A 25,143-nucleotide genomic window follows, 5' to 3' on the forward strand; every position below is an offset into this window, starting at 1 on the left:
TCACTCCGCCGGCAGGGCGCGCTGTGGCAGCGTGAAGCCCATCTGCTTGCGTTTTTCAGGTCGCTTGCGCGTCAGCGCCAGCACCATGCCCATGGAGATTGCGATCGCGATCTGCGAGGAACCACCGTAGGAGATGAAGGGCAGCGTCATGCCCTTGGCCGGCACCAGCTGCAGGTTGACGCACATGTTGATGACGGCCTGCAGGCCGAACACGGTGACGAGGCCGCCGACCGCATAGCGGGTGAAGTCGTCATGTTCCTTGAGTGCCGTGTTGAGCCCGCGCAGCACGATGAAGGCGAAGATCGACATGATGAAGAAGCACATGATCAGCCCGAACTCCTCGCCCGCGACCGAGAACACGAAGTCGGCGTGGCTGTCGGGGATGACCCGCTTGACCGTGCCCTCGCCCGGCCCGACGCCGAACCAGCCGCCATTGATCAGCGCGTCGCGCCCCATATCGACCTGGAACGTGTCGCCCTCGCCGGTGAGGAACTTGTCGATGCGCAGGGCAACGTGCGGAAACACCGTATAGGCGGCAAAGACGCCGCCGACGCCGGCGGCGCCCAGCACGATGATCCACAGCCAGGGCAGCCCCGCCATGAAGAACATGATGCCCCAGGTGCCGGTCGTCAGCATGGTCTGGCCGAGGTCCGGCTGCGCCACCAGCAGCGATACGACGAGCACCAGAAGCAGCATGGCGAACAGGTTGCCGGGAATGTCGGGCTGGCGCTTGTGCTCGGCGAACAGCCAGGCGCACATGATGACGAAGGCCGGCTTCAGGAATTCCGACGGCTGGATCGACAGGCCGGCGAGCGAAACCCAGCGCCGCGCGCCCTTCACTTCGACTCCGACATAGAGCACCGCGACCATCAGCACCAGCATGAGGCACAGCATGATCAGCGACATGCGCCGGATCTGCCTGGAATCGAGGAAGGATACCGCCAGCATCACGCCGAGCGCCGGCACGGTGAAGATGATCTGCCTGGTGGCGAAGTGGAAACTGTCGAGGCCGATGCGTTCGGCCACTGCCGGGCTCGCGGCGAAGGACAGCACGATGCCAAGCCCCATCAGCGACAGGAATGCCGCCAGGAACCAGCGATCGATCGTCCACCACCAGGTTGCGACGGGACTTTTATCGAGACGGCTCTGCATTATCGTGCCCCTCCGATGGGTTTGACGCCATCTATAGCGCTCGCAGCTTGCCTGAAGGCTTCGCCGCGAACCTCGAAATTCTTGAACTGGTCGAAACTGGCGCAGGCCGGCGACAACAGCACCACCGCCTCGCCGCCATCCTCCTTGGCCGCATCATGCGCGGCGTGTTCGACCGCGGCGGCCAGCGTCCCCGATATCTCGTACGGCACCGCTTCGCCCAGCGTCGCCGAAAATGCGGGCGCCGCCTCGCCGATCAGATAGGCTTTGGCGATGCGCGGAAAGAAGCCGCGCAGCGGTTCAATCCCCCCTTCCTTGGGCAGGCCGCCGGCGATCCAGTAGATGCGGTTGAAGCTGGACAGCGCGGGCGCGGCCGCATCGGCATTGGTCGCCTTGGAATCGTTGACGAACAGCACATGATCCTTGCGGCCGACCTGCTCCATGCGGTGGGCGAGGCCCGGAAAGCTCTCCAGCCCCGACTGGATCTCGCCAAGGTCGAGCCCGACCTTGAGACAGGCGGCGACCGCGGCAAGCGCGTTCTGCGCATTGTGCTGGCCCCGCAGCGAGCCGATACCTTCGAGGAAGGCGACCCGGCTGTAGCGGCCGTGCACGGCTTCCATCAGATTGGTGCCGTCGGCGAAATAGCCATCGGTCAGCGGCAGCCGCTTGGAAATGCGGATGACCTGGCGGCCTGCCCGCTCCAGCCGCTCGGCGATCTGCGCGCACCAGGAATCGTCGATGCCGATGATCGCCGTCTCGCTGCCCGCCACCAGCCGCTCCTTGATCGAGGCGTAGTGCTGCATGGTGCCGTGGCGGTCGAGATGGTCCGGAGTCAGATTGAGCAGGATACCGGCCGTCGGGTTGATCGATGGCGCAAGGTCGATCTGGTAGGACGAGCACTCGACCACATAGTGGCGGTCAGGCTTCGGCGGATCGAGCGTCATCACCGCGCGGCCGATGTTGCCGCCCATCTGCGTGTCGCGGCCGGAGGCCTTGAGGATATGCGCCGTCAGCGCGGTCGTCGTCGACTTGCCATTGGTGCCGGTGATGGCGATGAACGGAGCCGTCGGCGCGCTGAGCATCCGCTCCCTGCAGAACAGCTCGACATCGCCAATGATCTCGACGCCGGCGCCGCGCGCAAGCTCCACCGTCCAGTGCGGCTTGGGATGCGTCAGCGGCACGCCGGGCGACAGCACGAAGGCCGAGAATTTCGCCCAGTCGGCGCCGCGCAGATCGCCGGTCGCGATGCCCGTGGCGGCGGCCTTGGCGACACTGTCGGGATTGTCGTCCCAGGCCAGCACATGCGCGCCGCCCTCGATCAGCGCGCGCGCCGTCGCGATCCCCGAACCACCCAGCCCGAAGATCGAAACATGTTTGCCTGCGAAGGATGCGGCGGGGATCAAGGTTTTGCCTATCTCAGCTTGAGGGTGGACAGGCCGACCAGCGCCAGGATGACCGCGATGATCCAGAAGCGGATCACCACCTGGCTTTCGGTCCAGCCGAGCTTTTCGAAATGATGGTGGATCGGCGCCATCAGGAAGACGCGCTTGCCGGTCATCTTGAAGTAGCCGACCTGAATGATGACGGACAGGATCTCGACCACGAACAGGCCACCGACGATGACCAGCACGATCTCGTGCTTGGTGGCGACCGCGACCGTGCCGATCAGGCCGCCCATGGCCAGCGAGCCGGTGTCGCCCATGAAGATCGCCGCCGGCGGCGCGTTGAACCACAGGAAACCAAGGCCGGCGCCGATCACGGCGCCCAGCACGACCGCCAGTTCACCGGTGCCGGGAACGAAATGGATCTGCAGATATTCGGCGAACACCGCATTGCCCGAGAGATAGGCGATGACGCCGAACGATGCCGCCGCGATCATGATCGGCACGATCGCCAGGCCATCGAGGCCGTCGGTCAGGTTGACCGCATTGCCGGCGCCGACGATGACGAAGCAGGAGAACGGAATGAAGAACCAGCCGAGGTTGACGATGAATTCCTTGGCGAAGGGAAATGTCAGGGATGACGAGAACGGCGCCTGGCCGTTACGCATGATCACCCAGGCGGCGATGCCGGCGATGATGAATTCGAGCCCTAGCCGCGCCTTGCCGGAAAAGCCCAGATGCGACTGCTTGGTCACCTTCAGATAGTCGTCGTAGAAGCCGATCGAGCCGAAGCCCAGTGTCACCAGCAGCACCACCCAGACATAGATGCTCGACAGGTTCGCCCACAGGAGCGACGAGCCGATGATGCCCGACAGGATCATCAGTCCGCCCATGGTCGGTGTGCCGGCCTTCTTGAAATGCGTCTGCGGCCCGTCGGCGCGGATCGGCTGGCCCTTGCCCTGGCGCAGTCGCAGCGAGTTGATGATGGTCGGCCCGAAGATGAAGACGATCAGCGCCGAGGTGATCAGCGCCCCTCCGGTGCGGAAGGTGATATAGCGGAAAACGTTGAAGACCGAGATCTTGTCCGCGAAATCGACCAGCAGTGTGAACATGCGCTTTTCGTCCCCGGCTTGATCTAGGTCAGTTTGCTGGTTGTTTCAGCCGGGTATTTGCCCAGCAAGGCATCGACCAGTTTTGCAAAACCGATGCCCTTCGACGATTTGATCATCACCACGTCGCCCGGCTTCAGCGCGGCAAGCAACACCGGCTTCAGCTCCTCGACACCGGCGCGGTATTCCGTCTTGATGTCGTCCGGCAGCGCTTGCGCCAGCGCCCGCATTTCCGGGCCGCCGAGGAAGACGGTCTGCGTGCCGGTGCCGACGATGAGATCGGCAAGAGCGGCGTGCAGCTTGGCCGAGTGGTCGCCGAGTTCGAGCATATCGCCAAGCACGGCGATGCGCCGGCCCTCGCCCGTTACAGGCGTCGCGTTGAGCAGCGCCATGGCGGCCTCCATCGAGGCGGGATTGGCGTTGTAGCTCTCGTCGATCAGCGTGATCAGGCCCTGTGGATGCCGCAGCACATGGCGCCTGCCGCGCCCGCGCTCGGCGGAGAGATCAGCCAGCGCCGATGCCACTTTGTCGAGATCGGCACCCACCAGATGCGCCGCGCCCAGCACCGCCAGCACGTTCTGCACCATGTGCCGGCCGGGTGCGCCGATGCGGGCCGTCACCTCGTGGCCGCCGATCCTGGCGGCGATGTTGGAATGGTCGGCGTGGAGTTCGCATTTGGTGAGCTTGAAAGTCGAGCGCGCATTCTCGCCGAAGCCGTAGACATGCTCGACGCCGGCGGCATGCGCCATCTTGTCGAGAAGCTTGAAACGCGCGTCGTCGCGGTTGAGAACGGCGGCACCTTCGGGCTCCAGCCCCTCGAAAATTTCGGCCTTGGCCTGGGCGATCTCGTCCAGATTGCGGAAGAAGCCGAGATGCGCGGCCGCGATCATGGTGACGATGGCGACATGCGGCCGCACCATCTTCACCAGGGGCCGGATCTCGTCGGGATGGTTCATGCCGATCTCGAACACGGCATAGTCGCAATCGGCGGGCATGCGCGCCAGGGTCAGCGGCACGCCCCAATGATTGTTGAAGGACTGCGCCGAGGCATGCACCTTGCCAACGGCCGACAGCACGTGGCGCAGCGCCTCCTTGGTCGTGGTCTTGCCGGCCGAACCGGTCACCGCGATGATTTTGGCCTGCGAGCGGGCACGTGCCGCGACCCCAAGCTTTTCCAGGGCGGCCAGCACGTCCTCGACTACGATGATCGGCGCCGTCAGCCGGCCGAGAGACGGCAGCTTGCCCTCCGCCACCACCAGCACGCCGGCGCCGGCCTTGATGGCCGCGGTAACGAAGTCGTGGCCGTCCATCGCCTCGCCCTTGATGGCGAAGAAGGCGTCACCCGGCTGCAGGCTGCGGCTGTCGATCGAAATCCCCGATATGCCTTCGGGCATGGGACCAAGCGGCCGCCCGTCCATGGCGGCAACCAGCGCCTCGGAGGTCCACAGAAGGTTCATGCGGCGCGCTCCCGCAGCGCGGCGCGGACTTCCTCGTGATCGGAAAAATGCAGGGTCTCGGAGCCGATCGTCTGGCCTTCCTCATGGCCCTTCCCGGCCACGATCAGCGTGTCGCCGGCATGAAGCATGCCGACAGCCTCGTGGATCGCCTGGCGTCGGTCGCCGATCTCGATGGCGCCGGGTGCGGCGGCAAGAATGGCGGCGCGGATCGTCTCGGGCACTTCCGAGCGCGGATTGTCGTCGGTGACGATGACGACATCGGCAAGCCGGGTCGCGATCTCGCCCATGATCGGCCTTTTTCCCCGGTCACGGTCGCCGCCGCAACCGAACACGACCATGACGCGGCCCGTCGTGAACGGCCTTACCGAGGCCAGCACGTTTTCCAGCGCATCGGGCTTGTGGGCATAGTCGACATAGACAGGTGCGCCGCTGGCAGTGGTCCCGACGAGGTCGAGGCGGCCAGGCGCGCCCTTCAGTTTTTCCAAGGCCATCAAGGCTTTGGCGATGGGCGTTCCCGTGGAAATGGCAAGCCCCGCCGAAACCAGTGCGTTCGCGATCTGGAAATCGCCAGCCAGCGGCAGGTCGATCTCGTGAATCACGCCGTCGGCCTCGACCTCGGCGCGCTGGCGGTGACGCTCATGCTCGACCCGCTTCAGTTTCAGGAAATCGCCGTGGCGGCCAACCGTCAGCACCTGGAGCCCGGCGGCCCGCGCCGCCTGGATTGTCGGCGCCGACCACGGATCGTCGGCGAAGATGACTGCCGGCGCGCCTTTCGGCAGGAGCGTATCGAACAGGCGCAGTTTGGCGCGATGATAATCCTCGACCGTCGGATGGTAATCCATGTGGTCGCGGCCAAGATTGGTGAAGCCGCCGGCCGCCAATTTCACGCCGTCGAGGCGGCGCTGGTCGAGCCCATGGCTGGAGGCTTCCATCGAGGCATGGGTGACGCCGGCTTCGGCCAATTCCCTCAGCAATTGGTGCAGGGCGACCGGATCGGGCGTCGTCAGTGAGCCATACTCGTTGCGGCCCGGTGCCACCACGCCGGTGGTGCCGATCGAAGCGGCGGCATATCCCGCCTGCTCCCAGATCTGCCTGGTAAAGGCGGCGACCGAGGTCTTGCCGCTGGTGCCGGTGACGGCGACCATGGTTTGCGGCTGCTTGCCGAAATAGCTGGAAGCGCTGAGCGCCAGTGCCAGGCGCGGATCGTCGACCACCAGCACCGGGACCGGCAGTCCGGCAACGGAACTGCCTTTGCTTGTCACGATCGCAAGCGCGCCGCGCCTTGCCGCGTCGGCGGCGTAGGCCGCACCGTCCGCCTTGGTGCCGGCGAGCGCAAAAAAGACAACGCCCGGTTTCACCTGGCGGGAATCGGACGAAATCCCGGTGACCTCCAGATCGGCGGAAGCTGTTCCTTCGACTGGCAGGACACCGGCTAGATCTCTGAGCTTCATTGAGTTCCGTTCACCGCAATATTAAAGAGCGCGCAGTCGCCGGCGCGCCCCAAGAATCACTCATAGGAAACCAGCGTTGCACCATTTTCATGGCTGAAATCGGGTTTCACGCCAAGCATGGCCGCTGAACGCCTGATAATATTGCCGGCGATAACCCCCGCATTGGCGGCCGCGACGTCTGTCATGCCAGGCTTTTCCGGGTGCGGGGCGTCGGCAATCGTAAACACCAGGTATTGCGGATCGTCCATCGGGAAGGCGGCGACGAAGGTATTGAAATTCAAGTCCTTCGAGTAACGGCCGTTGATGACCTTCTCGGCCGTTCCGGTCTTGCCGCCAACGCGGTAGCCGGGGACTCTGGCGTTTCTGGCCGAACCCTTCTCGGCGTTGAGCGAATAGAGGTAGCGCATACCTTCGACCGTCTTTTCGCTAACCACTTTCTTCGCCGCCGCCATCGCCTCCTGCTGGCTGCGGACCAGGAATGTCGGCTGTATCAGGTAGCCGCCATTCATCAACGCCGCGCAGCCTACAGCCGCCTGCAGCGGCGTCGTCGACACGCCGTGGCCGAAGGCGATGGTGAACGAATTGACCTGTTTCCAGACCTTCGGTTCGGTCGGACGGGCGACTTCCGGCAGTTCGGTCTGCATCCTTTCCAGGATGCCAAGGCGATGCAGGAATTCCCTATGTGCCTCGATGCCGACCAACTCGGCCTCCCTGGCCGACCCGATGTTGGACGAATAGAGGAACACCTCCGGCAGCGACAGCACACGGTTCTTGCCGTGGAAATCATGAATGGCCTGATGCCCGACCCGGATTGGATGCGAAGCATCGAAGCGGCTCGCCATCGTCGCCTTGCCGGAATCAAGCGCCATGGCCGATGTGAAGCTCTTGAAGGTCGAGCCCATCTCATAGAGACCCGCCGACATACGGTTCAGCCGGTCCTTTTCCTGCGCATTGTAAGGATTATTCGGATCAAAATCCGGCACCGACGCCATGGCTATCACTTCGCCGGTCTTGACGTTCAGCACAACGGCGCCAGCGCCGACGGCGCGATAACGCTCCAGGCCGGCGGCGATCTCGTCGCGCACCACATGCTGGACCCGCAGATCGATCGAAAGCTTTACCGGTTTGAGATCCTTGGCAACCGCCAGGCCCGACGCCTGCAGGTCGCTCAGGCCCTGCTCATCGATATATTTCTCCATGCCGGAGATGCCCTGGTTGTCGATGTTGGTCAGGCCGACGACATAGGAAGAGGTCTCGCCGCTCGGATAGAAGCGGCGCTTTTCGGTACGGAAGCCGAAGCCGGGAATGCCAAGCTGCAGGATGTCGGCCTGCTGCTTGGGCGTCAGCTGCCGCTGCAGCCAGACGAAGCCGGCACCGCTCTTGAGCTTATGGTAGGTCTGCTCGTAATCGATCTCGGGCAGCACGGTCGACAGTTTCTCGATCGCCTCGTCGGCATCGACGATGCGGCGTGGCTCCGCGAACAGCGACGCTGTCTTGATGTCGGTCGCCAGCACTTCGCCATTGCGATCGACAATGTCGGGCCGCGAGGCTGTGATCCGGCTCTGCGGGCCGCCCGACAGGTCGGGCGTCTGGAAGCCAAGATAGACCAGCCGCCCAGAAATGGTCGAGAAGATGCCGAAGAACACCGCCATCGTCATCACGATGCGCGCCTTGCCCTTGCCGCCGGTCGCCTTGCGGGCGCCGTCGACAACGATCGATCCATCTTCACCCGTCCTGGCGCGACGCTTCAGCAGTTTGCCAATTCCGATCATTGGGCGATGCCTCCGGTCACGACGGGGTCCTTGCCGCCCGAGGGCGCCTTGTCGGAATTGTCGGCCATCGTGCCCTGGCGTCCGTTCAGGATGTCCTGAATGTCCAGGGCCTTCGCCGGCAGGTCGCTCAAGCCCACGATCTGGCGCCCGCTGACCGGCTCGAGTGCGAGTTGCGACTTGTAGAGTTCGGTCAGCTTCTGCAGCCGCGACGGCTGGGTGAGCAGGCTCCAGTCAGCCTTGAGCAGGTCGATCGTCTCCTCCTCATAACGGATCTGGGTATGGATCTTCTGCACCGCCGCCAACTGGTCCTCGGCCTCGCGCTTGGTCTTGTAGGTCAGGGCCGCCGCCGAAACCATGACGGCGATCAGGACAATGTCGCTGGTACGGAACACGTGCTTACCTCTCCCCCGGCCGGTCGATACCGGGAAGTTTTGGAAGGCCGAAGATCGAAAAATCGCCGGCGCGCGCCGGAGCCTCGGTGCGGATCGCGGCGCGCAGCCTGGCCGAGCGGGCGCGCGGATTGGCCGCGATCTCGGCGTCGCCGGGCGTCACGCCGCCACCGGCCTTACGGAAGGTGGCACTGCGCGCCTGCGCCTCGGGCATGTGGCGCGAGCCGCTGGCGGCATCGGCGCGGTCGGCGATGAAGCGCTTGACGATGCGGTCTTCCAGTGAATGGAACGTCACCACGACGAGGCGTCCGCCCGGTTTCAACGCGCGTTCGGCCGCGAACAGGGCCTTGGCCAATTCGCCAAGCTCGTCATTGACGAAGATGCGCAGCGCCTGGAAGACGCGGGTGGCGGGATGGATCTTGTCCTTCGGCGCGCGACCGATATGCGTCTCGATGGCGTCAGCGAGATCGAGTGTGCGCTCGAACGGACGCTTTTCGCGGCGTGCCTCGATCATGCGGGCGATGCGGCCGGCATGACGCTCCTCGCCGAGGAAGCCGAAGATGCGGGCAAGGTCGCCCGGCTTGAAGCTGTTGACGACATCGGCGGCGCTGAGGCCAGCCTGCGCCATGCGCATGTCGAGCGGCCCGTCGGTACGGAAGGAAAATCCACGTTCGGCCTGGTCGAGCTGCATCGAGGACACGCCGATGTCGAGCACGATGCCGTCGGCCCCTTCGACATGTTCGTCCAGCGTCGAGAACGGCGCCTGCACCAACCGGAGCCTGCCGCCCGACTGTGCCTCCAGGTCGCGTCCGGCCGCGATCGCATCGGGATCCCGGTCGATCGCGACCACGGAAGCGCCCGTCGCCAGAATGGCTTTCGTGTAACCGCCGGCTCCGAACGTGCCGTCGATGATGATGTCGCCCTCCGCCGGCGCCAGCGCCGCGAGCACCTCGCCAAGGAGGACCGGAATGTGGCGGACCGATCCGCCAACGGCGTGAAGGTCATCGCCGTGGCCCGCCGTCATTCCGGTCGCTCCCCAGCCTTGGCCTCGTGAGCCTTCGTCCCCTGCCGAAGCTGCAAAAGCCTGGCCCGCGCCTGCGCCCCGTAGGCGGCAAGCCGTGCCGGCTCCCAGATCTGAAAGAAATTGCCACGGCCTACAAAGGCCACCTCCGCCAAGATGCCGGTGTGCTCGCGGATGAAATCGGTCATCGTGATACGGCCATCCTGATCGAGTTTCAGGAATGCTCCGTCGCCATGGCAAAAGAACGACATGTCGTCCGCCGTCTGCAGGAAGGGATCTTCCTGAGCGATGCGCTGCTCGTAACGATCGAGAAGATCGAGCCCGCCGACGTCCATCGCCGGCAGGTCGAGACAGCGCAGTGCGTAGAGTTCCGAATAGCCGCGCTTCTGCACGACAGCACGGAAATGCGCCGGAACGGACACCCGCCCCTTCGCATCGATCCTGCTCACCGTGTTCGACAGAAACCGGTCCATCACACGTTACAGCCGCTTGCGCCGCCGCACCCCTCTTCATCGTGTCGCACGCGCCGCCGCAGCGCGTTCCCTGCCCCGCACTCACCCCGTCCAAACAGGCAAAAGCCGGCAAACGCGCAGCCGCCGCGGCTGCCCGATTGGCGTACGCTTTAACCTGACACGGAACGAAGGCTTGAGTGTTTGAATGGGATATCATGGGGCACTATGGGCGTCAACGGGAATAAGCTTCACAAACACGCGCGCCGCGGCCAATCAGAGCAGCCGCTACGGCACGTCTCATCTTTATGATCCATTAAGCCTAACGAAGCGTTTAGAGCCGCCTGGCCCAACCGGACGCGCCTTGCCGCGAACGGCTGCCGGGCATAGCGTCTGCGCGCGTCCGACCGGTCACCAAGGGGTTTGAGAATCGATGCCTGAATCAGCGAACACACGCGCCGCAGCACTTCCTCATCTGCGCAACAGCGGGCTCGCAAAGGGCGACCCGATCCCCCTGCCGCTGACCATGGCCGCCATCTACCACTCGCCCGGCGATGCCACCGGCTACGATCAGTATGGCCGCTTCAGCAACCCGACATGGGCTGCCGTCGAGCACATGCTGTCTCATCTGGAAGGCGCGCCTTGCGTGGCCTTTCCCTCGGGGATGGCCGCGATTTGCTCGGTGTTTTTCGCGCTGCTCAAGGCTGGCGACCGTATTCTGCTGCCGTCGGACGGCTATCACACGACAAGGGCGCTGGCCGACCGTTTCCTGAGGCCTTTCGGCATCAGTTACGATGTCCGCCCGACATCCACCTTCCTCGATGGAGGCTTCGATGGCTATCGGCTTGCCTTCGTCGAAACCCCCGCCAATCCGGGGCTGGACATCTGCGACATAGCAGCGGTCGCCGCGGCCGCTCACAAAGCGGGTACGCTGCTTGCGATCGACAACACGACAATGACGCCCTTTGGCCAGCTTCCCCTCGACCACGGCGCCGATGTCGTGGTGGCCGCGGACACCAAGGCCCCCAATGGCCATTCCGACGTGCTGTTTGGCCATGTCGCCAGCCGTAATGCGGATATCATCACTGCCGTGACCGGCTGGCGCGAGGTGTCAGGCAGCATTCCCGGGCCGTTCGAAGCCTGGCTGGTGCATCGCGGCTTGGAGACGCTCGACATACGCTTCGACCGCATGTGCTCCTCGGCGGAAGTGATCGCGCGACGGCTGCAGGGCCACAAAGCGATAAGCGGCCTGCGCTATCCCGGATTGGAAAGCGACCCGTCGCACAATCTTGCCCGCGCCCAGATGGAACGTTTCGGCTTTCTGATCTCGTTCGAACTCGCCTCGGAGGAGAAGGCCGAGGATTTCATCAACAATTGCCAGCTGATGCAGGCGGCGACATCTTTTGGCGGCGTCCATACCTCGGCCGAACGGCGCTTGAAGCGCGGCGATGCGGTGCCGCCAGGTTTCGTCCGCGTTTCGGTCGGCTGTGAACCGGTCGAGGAACTCTGGAAAGCGATCGAGGCCTCGCTGGACAAGATCAGCGGGTGAGCGGATTGATCACGACCCGAGATCGTCGGCTTCGATCTTGCGATGGCCGTGCAGCACGCGAAGAATTTCGATCGCGTCGTCAGTAACTCGATATAAGTAAGGTATTCGCCGACGACCAGATGGCGGATGCCCGGCGCGATGTCCTCGCGCGGCGCCCCTGAGAAAGGATGCAGGGTGAGTAAGTTCCATCGTCTTTCCAAGGCGTCCACGAAACGGACCGCGGCATTGGGATTGTGGCTGGCGATATAGTCACCAACCCCTTCGAGATCGACCGCCGCTTGAGGAAGCAGCCGGTATTTCACTCCTCAAGGCCTTTTGCCTCAGCCATCTTGAGATATTTGGCACGCACGCGTTCGAGGATTGGTGGTCCCACCAGCGCCGGCCCGCTGTCGATCCCTTCCTGCACCAGCTTGCGCAGTTCCTCCACCGTGTAGCCGAAGAGATCGCGACGATCCTTCCACTGCCTGAGCGCATCGCGGATTACTTCGCTTGCCGACGCATACTCGCCGGCAGCGACGACATCATCGACAGCTGCCGCCAGTTCCGGCGAAAGCGTAATGCTACGTTTGTCGACCTGGCCCATGAGTGGCTCCTTATTCCGTTCACAGGTATGGTACGATTTAATCGTACCATTTTCAAGGAAGGCCATCCTGCACGGTGTTGACGGAATCAATGAGGCAACAAGAGACTTGAATCGACAGGCGCGCCGGACGGCGCAACCTGCTGATTTCTCGGGGAGAAACTGCCAGCCGGCCTGTAAGCCGGGTTCTGTATGGCCCTCGCCCCTTGCGGGACGAGAACGTGGCGGCCATTCATCTTGGACGCATATTGCCATGCGCCTCACGCAACCTACCCGGACGGTGAGCCGGAAACAGCCCTCGAGGGTTTCCCCTCGCACCGCCCCTATTCGGTCTTGCTCCCGGTGGGGTTTACCGTGCCGCTCCTGTTGCCAGTCGCGCGGTGGGCTCTTACCCCACCCTTTCACCCTTGCCACGATAAATCGTGGCGGTTTGCTTTCTGTGGCACTTTCCCTGGGGTCGCCCCCGCCGGCCATTAACCGGCACCGTGTCTCCATGGAGCCCGGACTTTCCTCACCCACGGCCTTTCGGCGCTTGCGGGTGCGGCCGCCCAGCCAGCTGGCTGGGCGTATAAAGGGGTTCAGCCGGCAAAACGCAACCGAAAAAGCCGGTTGCGGCCAGTTCTTCTCATGCGGGCGCCCCAACAGCGGCCAACTGCACCTTGACCTTGCTGCAATAGGCCGCCGACACCGGGTTCATCCGGGTCGCGCCGTGGCCCGCATTGTATTTCAGGATCGTGCCACAAGTGGTGCCGCCGCCGAGATCCCGCGCCATGGCGAGATACTTCATGCCGTATCTGATGTTGGTGTCGGGATCGAACAGCCCTTTGGCCGAGCCGTTGTAGCCCATCATCCGCGCTGTTGCCGGCTTGATCTGCATCAGGCCGATCTCACCGGCGCTGCCAACCATGTTCGGCCGATAGTTGCTCTCGATCTTGATGACGGCTTGAGCCAGTGAAACAGGAACGCCATAGCTCGCCGCGTAGCGGGCGACGATCGCCGAATACTGGCCGCCACTGGCCACCGCCGCGGTCGACGCGGCGACATTCCTCAGGCCGATCGATGCCGTCGTCGTCATGTCGATGGTCTTGCGGCTACGCTTCGTCCGCCTTTTGGCTGCGGATCTCTTTGCCTTGGACCAGCTTGCCTTTTCCACCTTCGCCGAAGGCTGCTTCGTCACCGCCTTGGCGCTCTTGCTGCTTTCGGTCGGAATGACCTTGCCCTTGGCACTCACCGCGACCAGCCCCTGATCGGCCCGTGGGCTTACCGGCGCGGCGTTGGCCGCACTGAAGGCAAGAGTCATTACGCCGGCAGCAAGAGCTGCCGTTACAACGGTCAATTTCTGCATGAGATCCTGTTCTGTCTGGACCACGCGAAGATTTTCGCGCGGGATTGCTTGATTAACGTCGGAACATCCGGGGGGTTAGGTGTCCGACAAACTGTACGAATTGCCCTTTGAAGCCCGAATTGGCGGCAATGAAGGCGGGGCAAGTCACTTTAAGTGACAGTTTGTAACCTAACAGCGAAAAGGATTACTTGGACGGCACCTTGACCCGGGGTCACCTCCGGACGGAAGCAAGCAGCCTTTCCAGCGTACGCACCGTCGACCCGTCTGCCGTCCCATCGATCCGGCGCGGCCGAAAATGCCGCTGGAAAGCCTCGATGACGTTCTGTGTCTGATGGTCAAAAGTACCTGATATCTCAACGCCGTAGCCATAGAGCGCCAGCATCGACTGCAGCGCCTCGACATCAGCCCCGCTGTCGCCGGGCTTCAGCGCGGCTCCGCGCCTCATAGGGGCGGCCGGCACGAGATGGCCGACACCGGCCTCGAACAGCACTGCCCAGGGAAACTTCTCACCCGGATCGATCTTGCGACCCGGTGCCACATCGGAATGCGCCAGAACCCGCTCGGCCGCGATAGCATGGCGGCTGATGATCCCCCGGCATAGGCCGATGACCGCGTCGATCTGGCGCCGGGGAAAACCGGGATAACCCAGCGAGTGCCCTGGATTGACGATCTCGATGCCGACCGAGCAGGAGTTGATGTCGGTGCGTCCGAACCAGGAACTCTTGCCGGCGTGCCAGGCGCGATCGCTTTCCCTGACCATCTGCACGACGTGGCCATTCTCATGGACGAGATAGTGCGAGGAAACCTCGCTCGCCGGGTCGCACAGCCAGGCTTCCGCGCCCGCACCTGTCGCCATGCCGGTATAGTGCAGCACGATCATGTCGGGCTTCAGCGTGTCGCGCCTTGGCCCGAAATTCGGCGATACCCTGACCTCGGCGCTTGGCTCGTCGGGCAGGAAGCCGCTCATGCGTGCCGCAGGCCCCGCTCGATCATCTCATAGGCGGCGTTGATCGCCGCGACCCTGGTCGTCGCGATCTTGATGAACTCCTGCGGCAGGCCGCGCGCGATCAGCCGATCGGGATGGTTGTCGGAAACCAGCTTGCGATACCGCTTCCTGACTTCCTCGAACGGCTTGCCGCGCTCGATGCCCAGCACGACATAGGGGTCGGCGGCACCGAGATTGACGTGGCGGGCGAGGATCGATTCGTAATGCGCCTCGTCGATGCGGAAAATCTCGGCGATGCGGTGCAGGAACTGGCCTTCGCGCTCATGGATCAGCCCGTCGGCCTTGGCGATGTGGAACAGGCCGTCGAGTATGTCTTCCAGCATTGCGCAGTTCGAATGGCCGGAGCCGCAAAGCTGGGCCATGCGCTCGGCATAGGTTTCGAAACCGGCAACGTCTTGTTTGGCCAAGTCATAGAGCCGCGCAACGTTGCGCGTCTCCTTTGGCGGCACCTCGAATATCTCCTGGAAGGCCCGCACCTCATCCTGGGTGACGATGCCGTCGGCCTTGGCCATCTTTGCCGAAAGCGCGATCATCGCCACCGAGAAGGCGACGCGCCGGCGCAGGTCCGCATCCCCGGAGAAAACCGTGCGCACGGCCTCGACGACGTCGGCCACGCCCGACGAAGCTGACGACGATACCCGTGTGATGAAATCTCCGAGACGGTCCCAAATCGACATGGCCGCTTCTTAAAGCGAACCGGTCCCCGCTATCAAGCCAATAACGGCCATGGCCTCGCTTGTGGAAGACTGGCATTTGCCGGTCCACAGGTGCCCTGACGAAGAAAAGGCCGACGAGACGCCGGCCCTTCCTCCCAAGACACTCTTACTGCTTAACGAACTACTGCGCGGGCGCAGGAGCAGGCGTTGCCGGAGCCGGCTCGGCGGGCTTGGTCGATTTATCGGCCGGAGCCGCGGGCTTCATGGGCTGCTCGGCAGGCGGCGGATTGGTGCTCTGGGTGGTGGTCTTGTCAGTGCCGCTGTCGCTGCAGGCCGCGACGCCCAACAGGGCAAGAGCGGACACAGAAGCAAGAATGAGCTTTTTCATGACATCTCTCCTTCAACAAACGCTCACATTGCGGTGAACGGTCGCAGGGGAAATGCGTCACACGGCCATGAGTTTCGTAACGTTGCATTTCGGCGTGTAACAGCAACGGGATGTGGCCAACGTTGCTGCCGGCGTCGCGGCGGATTAACAACGAAAGCTGGAAACGAAAAATGCCGGAGACAGCCGCCATGGCCGCAAAATGGGATTTCTGGATCGATCGCGGCGGCACCTTCACCGACGTCATCGGCCGGGACCCGAAGGGTGGGCTGCATCCGCGCAAGCTCCTTTCGGAGAACCCTGAAGCCTATGCCGATGCCGCCATCCAGGGCATTCGCGATCTGCTTGCCGTTGCGCCGGGCGCGGCAATGCCGTCGGGTCTGATCGGCGACATCAAGATGGGCACCACCGTCGCCACCAATGCCCTTCTGGAGCGCAAGGGCGACCGCGTGCTCTTGCTCGTCACCAAGGGGTTCCGCGATGCGCTCAGGATCGCCTACCAGGCGCGGCCCGACATTTTCGCCAAGGAGATCATCCTGCCCGAACAGCTCTATGAGCGCGTCCTCGAGATTGACGAACGCGTGCTCGCCGATGGCTGCGTCGAACGGCTGCTCGACATCGCTGCTTGCCGGCCAGCGATCGAGCAGGCCAAAGCCGATGGCATCGATGCGGTCGCCATAGTCTTCATGCATGCCTGGAAATACCCCGATCACGAGAAGGCGGTGGCGAAGGTCTGCCGCAAGCTTGGTTTCAGCCAGGTATCGGTCAGCCACGAAGTCTCGCCGCTGATCAAGCTGGTCGGCCGCGGCGACACCACCGTGGTCGACGCCTATCTGTCGCCCATCCTGTCGCGCTATGTGCAAAGGGTGGCGGGAGAGCTCGGCGTCTTCTCCCCACTCGAGGGGGAGATGTCGGCAAAGCCGACAGAGGGGGTCATCTCAGAAGGCACCGCCAGAACGTCGCACCCAGTCGAACCGACCCCACCCGGCGGCTTTGCCGCCACCCTCCCCTCGAGGGGGAGGGAAGGCCCGCGCCTCATGTTCATGATGTCCTCTGGCGGCCTCACCGCCGCCGACATGTTCCAGGGCAAGGACGCGCTGCTGTCGGGTCCGGCCGGCGGCGTCGTCGGCATGGTCGAGACGGCGAAGCTCGCCGGCTTCGACAAGGTGATCGGCTTCGACATGGGCGGCACTTCCACGGACGTCGCCCACTATGATGGCGAGTACGAGCGGGCCTTCGACACCGAAGTCGCCGGCGTGCGCGTCCGCGCTCCGATGATGCGCATCCACACCGTCGCCGCCGGCGGCGGCTCGGTCCTGCACTACGAGGCCGGCCGTTTTCGCGCCGGACCGGACTCCGCGGGCGCCAATCCAGGCCCCGCCGCCTACCGGCGCGGCGGCCCGCTTGCGGTTACCGATGCCAACGTCATGCTCGGCAAGCTGCAGCCCGATTTCTTCCCGGCCATCTTCGGCCCCGACCAGGACCAGCCGCTCGATCTGGAAACGGTGCGCGCGAAATTCGAGGCACTTGCCGCCGAAATCGGCGACGGCCGCTCGCCCGAGGCCGTCGCTCAAGGCTTCATCACCATCGCCGTCGAGAACATGGCCAATGCCATCAAGAAGATTTCGGTGCAGCGCGGCTACGATGTCACCGAATATCTCCTGAACTGCTTCGGCGGCGCCGGAGGTCAGCACGCTTGCCTCGTCGCCGACGCGCTTGGCATGGAAGCCGTGCTGATCCATCCTTTCTCCGGCCTTCTATCAGCCTATGGCATTGGCCTGGCATCGGTCTTTGCCTCGCGCCAGCAGGCGCTGCTCAAGCCGCTTGCCGAGGACTCCAGGACAGAGATCAGCGGTCTCATCGCGACGTTGAGAAAAGCCGTTATCGCCGAACTCGCAGCGCAAGGCATCGCCGAGGATGCGGTTGCCACCAGGCCCGTGCTGCACATTCGCTATGACGGCACCGATACGACGCTGCCGGTGAATTTCGAAAGCGGCTCGATTTTCCAGGCCAAGCGCGATTTCGAAATCGCCCACAAGGCGCAATTCGGCTTCGTCTATGACGATAAGCCGATGATCGTCGAGACGGTTGGGGTCGAAGGCACCGAAATCGCCGAAAACAGCGCCGAAGCCCATGCACCCGCCGGACCTGCGAAGGATAAGATCGGCGCTTCCCAAACCCGGCGCATCTATACGGAAGGCAGGTGGCATGAAGCTGGCGTCCACCGTCGCGAAAACCTGCGCACGTCGGATCGGGTGGCAGGCCCCGCCCTGATCATCGAACCGAACCAGACCATCGTCGTCGAACCGGGCTGGCAGGCTGAAATCACCGACCTCAATCACGTCGTGATCCGCCGAACGGAAAGAAAAGCGCGCGCCGCCGCGCTCGGCACCGAAGCCGATCCGGTGATGCTCGAAGTCTTCAATAATCTCTTCATGTCGATCGCCGAGCAGATGGGCGTGACGCTGCAGAACACTGCCTACTCCGTCAACATCAAGGAAAGGCTGGATTTCTCCTGTGCCGTCTTCGACCACACCGGGGCGCTGGCCGCCAACGCGCCGCACATGCCGGTGCACCTCGGCTCGATGGATCGCTCGGTCGAAACCATCATCCGGTTGAACTCCGGCGACATCCGTCCTGGCGATGTCTTTGCCTTGAACGCACCCTATAATGGCGGCACGCATCTGCCCGACATCACCGTCGTGACGCCGGTCTTCGACGATGCTCAAAGGAATATCCTTTTTTGGGCCGCCTCACGCGGCCATCACGCCGACATCGGCGGCACCGCACCCGGCTCGATGACGCCGCTTGCCACCACGGTCGACGAGGAAGGCGTGCTGTTCGACAATTTCCGCATCGTCGACCGCGGAAAATTCCGCGAGAAGGAATTGCAGACGCTGCTGACCGACCACCGTTATCCGGCCCGCAACCCGCACCAGAACATCGCCGACCTTAAGGCGCAAATCGCCGCCAATGAGAAAGGCGTCGCCGAACTGCGCAAGATGGTCGCGCATTTCGGCCTCGATGTCGTCGAGGCCTATATGGGCCACGTCCAGGATAACGCCGCCGAGAGCGTGCGGCGGGTGATCGAGCGGCTGCCCGTCACATCGGCCTATGAATATCCCACTGACACCGGCCAGGTCATCAAGGTGAAGATATCGGTCGACCGGCAGAAGCGCGAGGCGACCGTCGACTTCACCGGCACGTCCCCGGTGATGAAGAACAACTTCAATGCGCCCGAACCGGTCGCCCGTGCCGCCGTGCTCTACGCCTTCCGCGTCATGGTCGAGGACATGATCCCGATGAATGCCGGCTGCCTGCGGCCGATCAACATCGTCATTCCCGATGGCTGTATGCTGAAGCCCGCCTATCCTGCCGCCGTTGTCGCCGGCAATGTCGAGACCTCGCAACATGTCACCAATGCGCTGTTCGGCGCCATGGGCGCGATGGCCAATGCGCAAGGCACGATGAACAACTTGACCTTCGGCAACAAGAAATATCAGTACTACGAGACGATCTGCTCCGGCTCGCCGGCCGGGCACATGAACTCTGGGCGCGGCTTTGCCGGCACCTCCGGCGTCCACACCCATATGACCAATTCGCGCCTCACCGATCCTGAGGTTCTGGAACTGCGCTTTCCCGTGGTGCTGGAGGATTTCCACATCCGCAAAGGCTCCGGCGGCAAGGGCAAGTGGAATGCGGGTGACGGCACGAGGCGCACGATCCGTTTTCTCGAGACGATGGAATGCGCGATCCTGTCCTCGCACCGCAACCGCCCGCCGCAAGGGCTGGACGGCGGCGGCAACGGCAACGTCGGCTCGACCAAGATCCGCCGCAAGGACGGCGCGATCGACGTGCTCAAAGCCTGCGACCAGACCGTGCTCGACGCGGGCGATGCCGTCATCCTGACGACGCCGACGCCGGGCGGGTTCGGCAGGCTGTAAGGAAGCATCCAGAATTCGCTGCGGCGAGTCAGATGGCATGGCTGTCGAGAACCGGAGCGGAGCGGACACTAGGTCCGTGAGCACCGGAAGCGCAGAAAGCCGCGTCAGATGACCGTCGCAGTAGAATTATCGATGCTTCCGACTGTCACCGGCTTGTCATGACCCTGCGCTACCCGCTTGCGCCAAAGCAAATGGGGAATCACCTTGCCATGACGGACGTTTCCGCAGATCTGGTTTTTCGGCGCGGCAAGGAAGTTGGAAAAGCCGTCTACCAGAACCGCCCGCTTTCGAAAGCCGGCATCTCCGAACGGCTGTTCGCCTTCCTCTTCTCCGGCCTCGTCTATCCTCAGATCTGGGAAGACCCGGATGTCGACATGGAAGCCATGCAGCTCGGCAAGGGCCACCGCGTCGTCACCATCGCCTCGGGCGGCTGCAACATCCTGGCTTACCTCACGCGCTCGCCAGCAAGGGTCGACGCGGTCGACCTCAACGCCGCGCACATCGCGCTGAACCGCATGAAGCTGGAGGCGGTGCGCCGCTTGCCCTCGCAGGGCGACCTGTTCCGTTTCTTCGGCGCCGCCGACACCAGCCACAATTCGGAAGCCTACGACCGCTTCATCGCCCCGCATCTCGATCCGGTCAGCCGCCATTATTGGGAACGCCGCAACTGGCGCGGCATCAGGCGCATCGCGGTTTTCGACCGCAATTTCTACCAGACCGGCCTGCTCGGCCTGTTCATCGCCATGGGTCACCGCACGGCGAAGTTCTTCGGTGTCAACCCGGCCCGCATGATGGAAGCCAGGAATATCGGCGAACAGCGCCGCTTCTTCAACGAGGAGCTGGCTCCGATCTTCGACAAGAAGCTCCTGAAATGGGCGACCTCGCGCAAGGCCTCACTGTTCGGCCTCGGCATTCCGCCGGCGCAATATGATTCCCTGATCACCTCAGGCGACGGCTCGATGGCCAGCGTGCTGAAGGCCCGGCTGGAAAAGCTTGCTTGTGATTTCCCCCTGGAAAACAACTATTTCGCCTGGCAGGCTTTTGCGCGGCGCTATCCGAATCCAGGTGAAGCCGCCCTGCCCGCCTATTTGGAAAAACAGAACTACGACACCATCCGTGGCAATGTCGATCGCGTCGCCATCCACCATGCCAACCTGATCGAGTTCCTCGCCGCCAAGGATGCCGGCGCCGTTGATCGATTCATCCTTCTCGACGCGCAGGATTGGATGACCGACGACCAGCTCAACGCGCTGTGGTTAGAGATCACCCGCACGGCTTCCGCCGGCGCCCGCGTCATCTTCCGCACCGCCGCCGAGCCCAGCCTGCTGCCGGGCCGCGTCTCGACCTCGCTGCTCGACCAATGGGACTATCAGAACGAGGCGTCACGCGAATTCTCGGCCCGCGATCGTTCCGCCATCTATGGCGGCTTCCACCTCTATGTGAAGCGCGCGGCATGAGCGCGACGGAGCTGCCGGCCAGCCACGCCGAGCTGATGGACGGCGTCTACCGCTGGCAGCGCCACATCTACGACCTGACCCGCAAATACTATCTGCTCGGACGCGACCGCTTGATCGACGGCCTGGACGTTCCAGCCGGCGGCACCGTGCTGGAACTCGGTTGCGGCACCGGCCGCAACATCATCCTCGCCGCCCGTCGCTTTCCCGATGCCCGCTTCTTCGGCCTCGATATTTCAGCTGAAATGCTGGAGACGGCCGACACCGCAATTGCCCGTGAAGGCCTGTCCGGGCGCGTCAAGCTGGCAAAGGGCGACGCCACGGAGTTCAACTCCGGCGCGCTGTTCGGCCGGGCCACCTTCGACCGCGTGTTCGTTTCATACTCGCTGTCGATGATCCCCGGCTGGGAAAAAACGGTGTCGGCGGCGCTCGCCGCCCTTTCGCCCGAGGGTTCTCTGCATGTCGTCGACTTCGGCCAGCAGGAAGGCCTGCCGCGCTGGTTCCGGTCGCTGCTGCGCGGCTGGCTGAGGAAATTCCACGTGACGCCGCGTGACTCGTTGCGGGACGTCCTTGAATCGGAAGCTGAGCGAACCGGCGCAACCTTCCATTTCAGAACGCTTTATCGCGGCTATGCCTGGCTTGCGATTGTCAAGCTCGGCCACTGACATCAGGTAAATTGCCGGCCATCGCTGTTGGTAGCCGGCCCCTGATACCCCCCGGGACCTCGAGGACGCGATCGGGTCGCCATCCGAAACAGATTGCGATCTGACCCAAGGAGTGGTACATTATCTCCGCTTGGGAGGAATGCGGAGTGATCGTCGGATTTCGAGACGAATGGCTGCGGGCGTTCTTCGTGGAAGATACCCATTCCCGCAACATTCCGTCCGATCTCGAAAGACGGCTATTCCGTAAACTCCAGATGATTGATGACGCGATGACCGATCAGGATTTGCGTGTGCCGCCCAGCAATCATTTCGAGAAGTTGCGTGGCAATCTCGATGGCCTTCATTCAATCCGCATCAACAATCAATGGCGGCTGATCTTCCGGTGGGACGGCGGCCGCGGTGAGGCGGCGGATATCTATCTCGACGACCATAGCTATAAGTGAGGTGACATATGTTGACGACCACGCGCAAGCCAGCAACGGTTGGTGAAATCCTCACAGAAGAATTCATGCAACCGCTCGGCCTGACACAGGCGGCTTTGGCCGAGGCGATGGGTGTTCAGCGCAAGCATGTCAACGAATTGTGCAATGACCGCCGCAACGTGACCGCAGCGACCGCGCTCATTCTGGCTCGGGTGTTTGGCAACAGCCCGGACTTCTGGCTGAACGTGCAGCGCCGTAGCGATCTCTGGCAAGTCATGAATTCGCCCATCGAGAGAGCGCGCGTCGATCGTGCCAAGCCTTTGGCGACAGCAGCGTAGATGACACGACAATCGGGCGCGGCTTAATGCAGCGCCTTCATCAGCGCTCCCACCATCGCTTGAGGCCGATAGCCAAGCTTGGCCGGCGTCAGACCGAGCCGCACGATCACGAGCTGTTCCGACGGTATGATGGCGACCGTTTGCCCGTCGTGCCCTTCCATCCAATATGTGTCCTTGGGCAAGCCCGCCGCGACACCGGCACCGGGATTTTCCTCATCGCCGGGCGCCTCGATCCACAACTGGCCCTTGCCGTAGACCTTTGAGCCAGGCGCCGGCTCGCGCATCCAGTCGACGAAGCCCACCGGCAGCACATGGTTGCCGTTCCACACCCCGCCTTGCAGCAGGAACTGGCCGAAGCGGGCCCAGTCATGCGCGGTGGCATAAAGATAGGACGAGCCTACGAAAGTGCCTTGCTCATCGGTTTCGAGCACCGCGCTGTGCATGCCGAGCGGCTGGAACAGCGCCGTGCGAGGCCATGTCAGCGCCTTGGCCTTGTCGCCGATCGCGTCCTGCCATAGCCGCGACAGCATCACCGCCGTGCCGCTCGAATAGGAGAACACCTTGCCCACATCGCCCGCCAGCGGCTTTGATTCAGCAAAGCCGGCCATGTCGGGTTCGAGATAGAGCATGCGCGTGACGTCGGCGACGTCGCCGTAGTCCTCGTTGAACTCCAGCCCGCTCGACATCGCCATCATGTCGGCGAGGCTGACGGCGGCACGGCCGTCCGCCTTCCAAGGTCCGAACAGGCTCTTGCTGTCGACTGCCATCTTGCCGTCCTTGACCAGCGTGCCGACGATAGCGGCGTTCACCGTCTTGGTCATCGACCAGCCGAGCAGCGGCGTCTTGGCTGAAAAACCCTCGCCATAGCGTTCGGCGACGACGCGGCCGTTCTTGACCACCACGATCGCGCGCATGCCGGTGCCGGCCATCGCGGCATCGCCGATGATCTTCGAGACTTCGGGGTTCCGCGAGGCATCGACCCGCTCGCCCTCGGGCCACAGCGCGTCCTGATTGGTCGGGGATGGTTCGGTACGGATTGCCGTGCGCCGCGCCTTGCCGACATCCCCATCGGGAACCGAAGCGCAGCCCAGCCCTTCGCGCGAGACGGCGACGCTTTTACCGAGGAAGCCGAGCAGTCCGGCTGAAACCGTGCTCCGGTTCTTGTCGACCGCCACCCGCATCAGCCGCAGCAACGGGTGTCCGGGCGCTTGTACGTCGACGGCAAGCACCTCCTTGGCATCGCGCCCGGCAATGAAGACATTGGAACAGACGATCTTGGCCGAATAGCCGGAGCCGACACGGATGAGTTCAGGCGGCGCGATATAGAGCCACGCAATCAGCGCGACGACCGCCAGCACGATCAGGCCAAGCAGCCATCTCACGAACTTGACCACGATCCGCATGTGTTGCCTCCCCGGCTTTCGCCCGGCTCTTATGTCATCGATTTGCCGTCATTGCTTCCGCAAAATCGGGTCTCTTGTCGAGCGCCGTCAACGGATTATCAACCATGATCGGCGATCACAGGGAGTGTGTCGCCCAAACTTCGCAACGGTTCTGGGGCAGCGACATGCAAAAAAGGAGATACCAGGCGATGCTGTGGGGCGATCGCCTGGAGGGGGCTCGACCGGTCGGCGGCCGTCAGTGCACAGACCCATCAGCGACCGGCTGATTCCGGCTCGGGAGTTGTGATGCGCCGTCTTGCGGCTCTTTTCGTGCTGACGCTGCTTGGCGCCTGCTCGACCGTCGACGATCTGTCGCCGCTGTCGCCATCCGCGTCGAGCAGTTCGACGGTAGCGGTGCGCGCGCCGCGCTTCGCCGATTCCAAGCCGCATGAATGGGACAGCGGCGCACCCTGGAACTATTCCGTCCATGGCACCGACGTCTCCAAATATCAGACCTCGGTCGACTGGCCCGCGGCCAGGGCGAGCGGCATTTCGTTCGCCTTCATCAAGGCGACCGAAGGCGGCGACCGCTTCGACGACTATTTCAGCGAGCACTGGGCGCGCACAAAGGCCGCCGGTGTTCCGCGCGCCGCCTATCATTTCTTCTATTTCTGCACGCCGGCGGCCCAGCAGGCGCACTGGTTCATCCAGAATGTGCCGGTCGACCGGTCCGCCATGCCGCCGGTCCTCGACATGGAATGGAACCCGAAATCGCCGACCTGCAGGCTGCGCCCCGACGCGGCCACGGTGCGCGCGGAGATGACCACCTTTCTCGAAATCGTCGAGCGGCATTACGGCAAGAAGCCGATCATCTACACGTCGGTCGACTTCTTTGACGACAACGAGTTGTCGACCTTCCGGGGCTACCCCTACTGGCTGCGCTCCGTCGCGGGCCATCCGCGCGAGAAGTATGGCAGCCACCCCTTCACCTTCTGGCAGTACACCGGGACCGGCATCGTTCCGGGCATGACCGGCAAATCCGACATCAACGTCTTCAACGGCAGCGAAGCCGCTTGGAACAAGTGGCTGCGGCAGAACACCCGCTGACACCTGTTGAACGGCAGCGGGGCCGACTTCAACAACGGCCCGCGGCAGGCACCGTTGACACCTGTTCAGCGGCAGCGGAGGCGTCTTTAACAAGCGGCCGCGGCAGAAGAACCGTTGACACCGGGCCTGCC

22 protein-coding genes, 1 other RNA gene and 1 pseudogene are annotated in these 25,143 nt (G+C 63.4%); 7 read left to right on the top strand and 17 right to left on the bottom strand.

What is annotated here, in order from left to right; translation table 11 throughout:
- From ftsW to mraZ, 9 genes are read right to left on the bottom strand one after another with little or no spacing between them, the layout of a single operon-like run.
- On the bottom strand, positions 1–1,152 hold the full coding sequence (ftsW, locus tag FJ930_RS17190; RefSeq protein WP_140695606.1) for a putative lipid II flippase FtsW: 1,152 nt from the start codon (positions 1,150–1,152) through the stop codon (positions 1–3).
- On the bottom strand, positions 1,152–2,552 hold the full coding sequence (gene murD / locus FJ930_RS17195; RefSeq protein WP_141839305.1) for a UDP-N-acetylmuramoyl-L-alanine--D-glutamate ligase: 1,401 nt from the start codon (positions 2,550–2,552) through the stop codon (positions 1,152–1,154). Before murD ends, ftsW begins: the two co-directional genes overlap by 1 nt.
- A gap of 8 nt (positions 2,553–2,560) precedes the next feature.
- Positions 2,561–3,643 carry a phospho-N-acetylmuramoyl-pentapeptide-transferase gene (gene mraY, locus FJ930_RS17200; protein ID WP_140608041.1) on the bottom strand — a complete coding sequence of 361 codons (1,083 nt, stop codon included), beginning with the start codon at positions 3,641–3,643 and terminating at the stop codon, positions 2,561–2,563.
- A 23-nt stretch (positions 3,644–3,666) separates the two neighbouring features.
- A complete protein-coding gene (locus FJ930_RS17205; protein ID WP_141839306.1) occupies positions 3,667–5,097 on the bottom strand; it encodes a UDP-N-acetylmuramoylalanyl-D-glutamyl-2,6-diaminopimelate--D-alanyl-D-alanine ligase in 1,431 nt (476 codons plus the stop codon).
- Positions 5,094–6,548: a UDP-N-acetylmuramoyl-L-alanyl-D-glutamate--2,6-diaminopimelate ligase gene (locus FJ930_RS17210; protein ID WP_141839308.1), complete on the bottom strand. Its 1,455-nt coding sequence runs from the start codon at positions 6,546–6,548 to the stop codon at positions 5,094–5,096. The genes FJ930_RS17205 and FJ930_RS17210 overlap by 4 nt, the downstream gene beginning before the upstream one ends.
- A 56-nt stretch (positions 6,549–6,604) precedes the next feature.
- Positions 6,605–8,320, bottom strand: a complete 1,716-nt coding sequence (locus tag FJ930_RS17215; RefSeq protein ID WP_141839310.1) for a penicillin-binding protein 2 — start codon at positions 8,318–8,320, stop codon at positions 6,605–6,607.
- Positions 8,317–8,712, bottom strand: a complete 396-nt coding sequence (locus FJ930_RS17220; RefSeq protein ID WP_140695619.1) for a hypothetical protein — start codon at positions 8,710–8,712, stop codon at positions 8,317–8,319. The genes FJ930_RS17215 and FJ930_RS17220 overlap by 4 nt, the downstream gene beginning before the upstream one ends.
- Before the next feature lie 4 nt (positions 8,713–8,716).
- Entirely contained in the window at positions 8,717–9,733 is a 1,017-nt protein-coding gene (rsmH, locus tag FJ930_RS17225) for a 16S rRNA (cytosine(1402)-N(4))-methyltransferase RsmH (RefSeq protein ID WP_141839312.1), read from the bottom strand.
- Positions 9,730–10,203, bottom strand: a complete 474-nt coding sequence (gene mraZ / locus FJ930_RS17230) for a division/cell wall cluster transcriptional repressor MraZ (RefSeq protein WP_140743349.1) — start codon at positions 10,201–10,203, stop codon at positions 9,730–9,732. The genes rsmH and mraZ overlap by 4 nt, the downstream gene beginning before the upstream one ends.
- A gap of 409 nt (positions 10,204–10,612) precedes the next feature.
- Here mraZ and FJ930_RS17235 point away from each other — a divergent pair, with 409 nt between their 5' ends.
- The gene (locus tag FJ930_RS17235; RefSeq protein WP_141839314.1) at positions 10,613–11,728 is read left to right on the top strand and encodes a cystathionine gamma-lyase; all 1,116 of its coding nucleotides are present in this window, start codon (positions 10,613–10,615) and stop codon (positions 11,726–11,728) included.
- 149 nt (positions 11,729–11,877) lie between these two features.
- Here FJ930_RS17235 and FJ930_RS30515 read toward each other — a convergent pair.
- The 7 genes and pseudogenes from FJ930_RS30515 to FJ930_RS17270 form a co-directional block, all read right to left on the bottom strand.
- Positions 11,878–12,030, bottom strand: a pseudogene (locus FJ930_RS30515) (type II toxin-antitoxin system RelE/ParE family toxin); the annotation flags it as partial.
- Positions 12,027–12,311, bottom strand: a complete 285-nt coding sequence (locus tag FJ930_RS17245; protein WP_150829157.1) for a type II toxin-antitoxin system ParD family antitoxin — start codon at positions 12,309–12,311, stop codon at positions 12,027–12,029. The gene FJ930_RS17245 and the pseudogene FJ930_RS30515, both read right to left, overlap by 4 nt.
- A 158-nt stretch (positions 12,312–12,469) precedes the next feature.
- Positions 12,470–12,868: RNase P RNA component class A (gene rnpB, locus FJ930_RS17250), an RNA gene on the bottom strand.
- A gap of 65 nt (positions 12,869–12,933) precedes the next feature.
- Positions 12,934–13,653, bottom strand: a complete 720-nt coding sequence (locus FJ930_RS17255; protein WP_141839318.1) for a lytic transglycosylase domain-containing protein — start codon at positions 13,651–13,653, stop codon at positions 12,934–12,936.
- A 211-nt stretch (positions 13,654–13,864) separates the two neighbouring features.
- Positions 13,865–14,620: an N-acetylmuramoyl-L-alanine amidase gene (locus FJ930_RS17260; RefSeq protein ID WP_141839320.1), complete on the bottom strand. Its 756-nt coding sequence runs from the start codon at positions 14,618–14,620 to the stop codon at positions 13,865–13,867.
- Positions 14,617–15,336: a DnaJ family molecular chaperone gene (locus FJ930_RS17265; RefSeq protein WP_141839322.1), complete on the bottom strand. Its 720-nt coding sequence runs from the start codon at positions 15,334–15,336 to the stop codon at positions 14,617–14,619. The genes FJ930_RS17260 and FJ930_RS17265 overlap by 4 nt, the downstream gene beginning before the upstream one ends.
- Before the next feature lie 160 nt (positions 15,337–15,496).
- Entirely contained in the window at positions 15,497–15,703 is a 207-nt protein-coding gene (locus FJ930_RS17270; RefSeq protein WP_140608067.1) for a hypothetical protein, read from the bottom strand.
- 188 nt (positions 15,704–15,891) lie between these two features.
- On the opposite strand from FJ930_RS17270, the gene FJ930_RS17275 reads away from it, so the two are divergent.
- From FJ930_RS17275 to FJ930_RS17295, 5 genes are all read left to right on the top strand, one after another.
- A complete protein-coding gene (locus tag FJ930_RS17275) occupies positions 15,892–19,644 on the top strand; it encodes a hydantoinase B/oxoprolinase family protein (RefSeq protein ID WP_141839379.1) in 3,753 nt (1,250 codons plus the stop codon).
- Between the two features lie 158 nt (positions 19,645–19,802).
- Positions 19,803–21,101 carry a DUF3419 family protein gene (locus FJ930_RS17280; protein WP_141839324.1) on the top strand — a complete coding sequence of 433 codons (1,299 nt, stop codon included), beginning with the start codon at positions 19,803–19,805 and terminating at the stop codon, positions 21,099–21,101.
- Positions 21,098–21,763 (top strand): class I SAM-dependent methyltransferase, encoded by a 666-nt coding sequence (locus FJ930_RS17285; RefSeq protein ID WP_141839326.1) that lies wholly within the window; start codon positions 21,098–21,100, stop codon positions 21,761–21,763. Before FJ930_RS17280 ends, FJ930_RS17285 begins: the two co-directional genes overlap by 4 nt.
- Before the next feature lie 146 nt (positions 21,764–21,909).
- Positions 21,910–22,206, top strand: a complete 297-nt coding sequence (locus tag FJ930_RS17290; protein WP_141839328.1) for a type II toxin-antitoxin system RelE/ParE family toxin — start codon at positions 21,910–21,912, stop codon at positions 22,204–22,206.
- A gap of 8 nt (positions 22,207–22,214) precedes the next feature.
- Positions 22,215–22,523: a HigA family addiction module antitoxin gene (locus FJ930_RS17295; RefSeq protein WP_140743371.1), complete on the top strand. Its 309-nt coding sequence runs from the start codon at positions 22,215–22,217 to the stop codon at positions 22,521–22,523.
- A gap of 23 nt (positions 22,524–22,546) precedes the next feature.
- Here FJ930_RS17295 and FJ930_RS17300 read toward each other — a convergent pair whose 3' ends face one another.
- The gene (locus FJ930_RS17300) at positions 22,547–23,926 is read right to left on the bottom strand and encodes a serine hydrolase (protein ID WP_141839330.1); all 1,380 of its coding nucleotides are present in this window, start codon (positions 23,924–23,926) and stop codon (positions 22,547–22,549) included.
- A 285-nt stretch (positions 23,927–24,211) separates the two neighbouring features.
- Here FJ930_RS17300 and FJ930_RS17305 point away from each other — a divergent pair, with 285 nt between their 5' ends.
- The gene (locus FJ930_RS17305; protein WP_141839332.1) at positions 24,212–25,012 is read left to right on the top strand and encodes a GH25 family lysozyme; all 801 of its coding nucleotides are present in this window, start codon (positions 24,212–24,214) and stop codon (positions 25,010–25,012) included.
- The last annotated feature ends 131 nt before the right edge of the window (positions 25,013–25,143 follow it).

This window comes from Mesorhizobium sp. B2-4-15, from assembly GCF_006658505.1.
GTDB lineage: Bacteria > Pseudomonadota > Alphaproteobacteria > Rhizobiales > Rhizobiaceae > Mesorhizobium.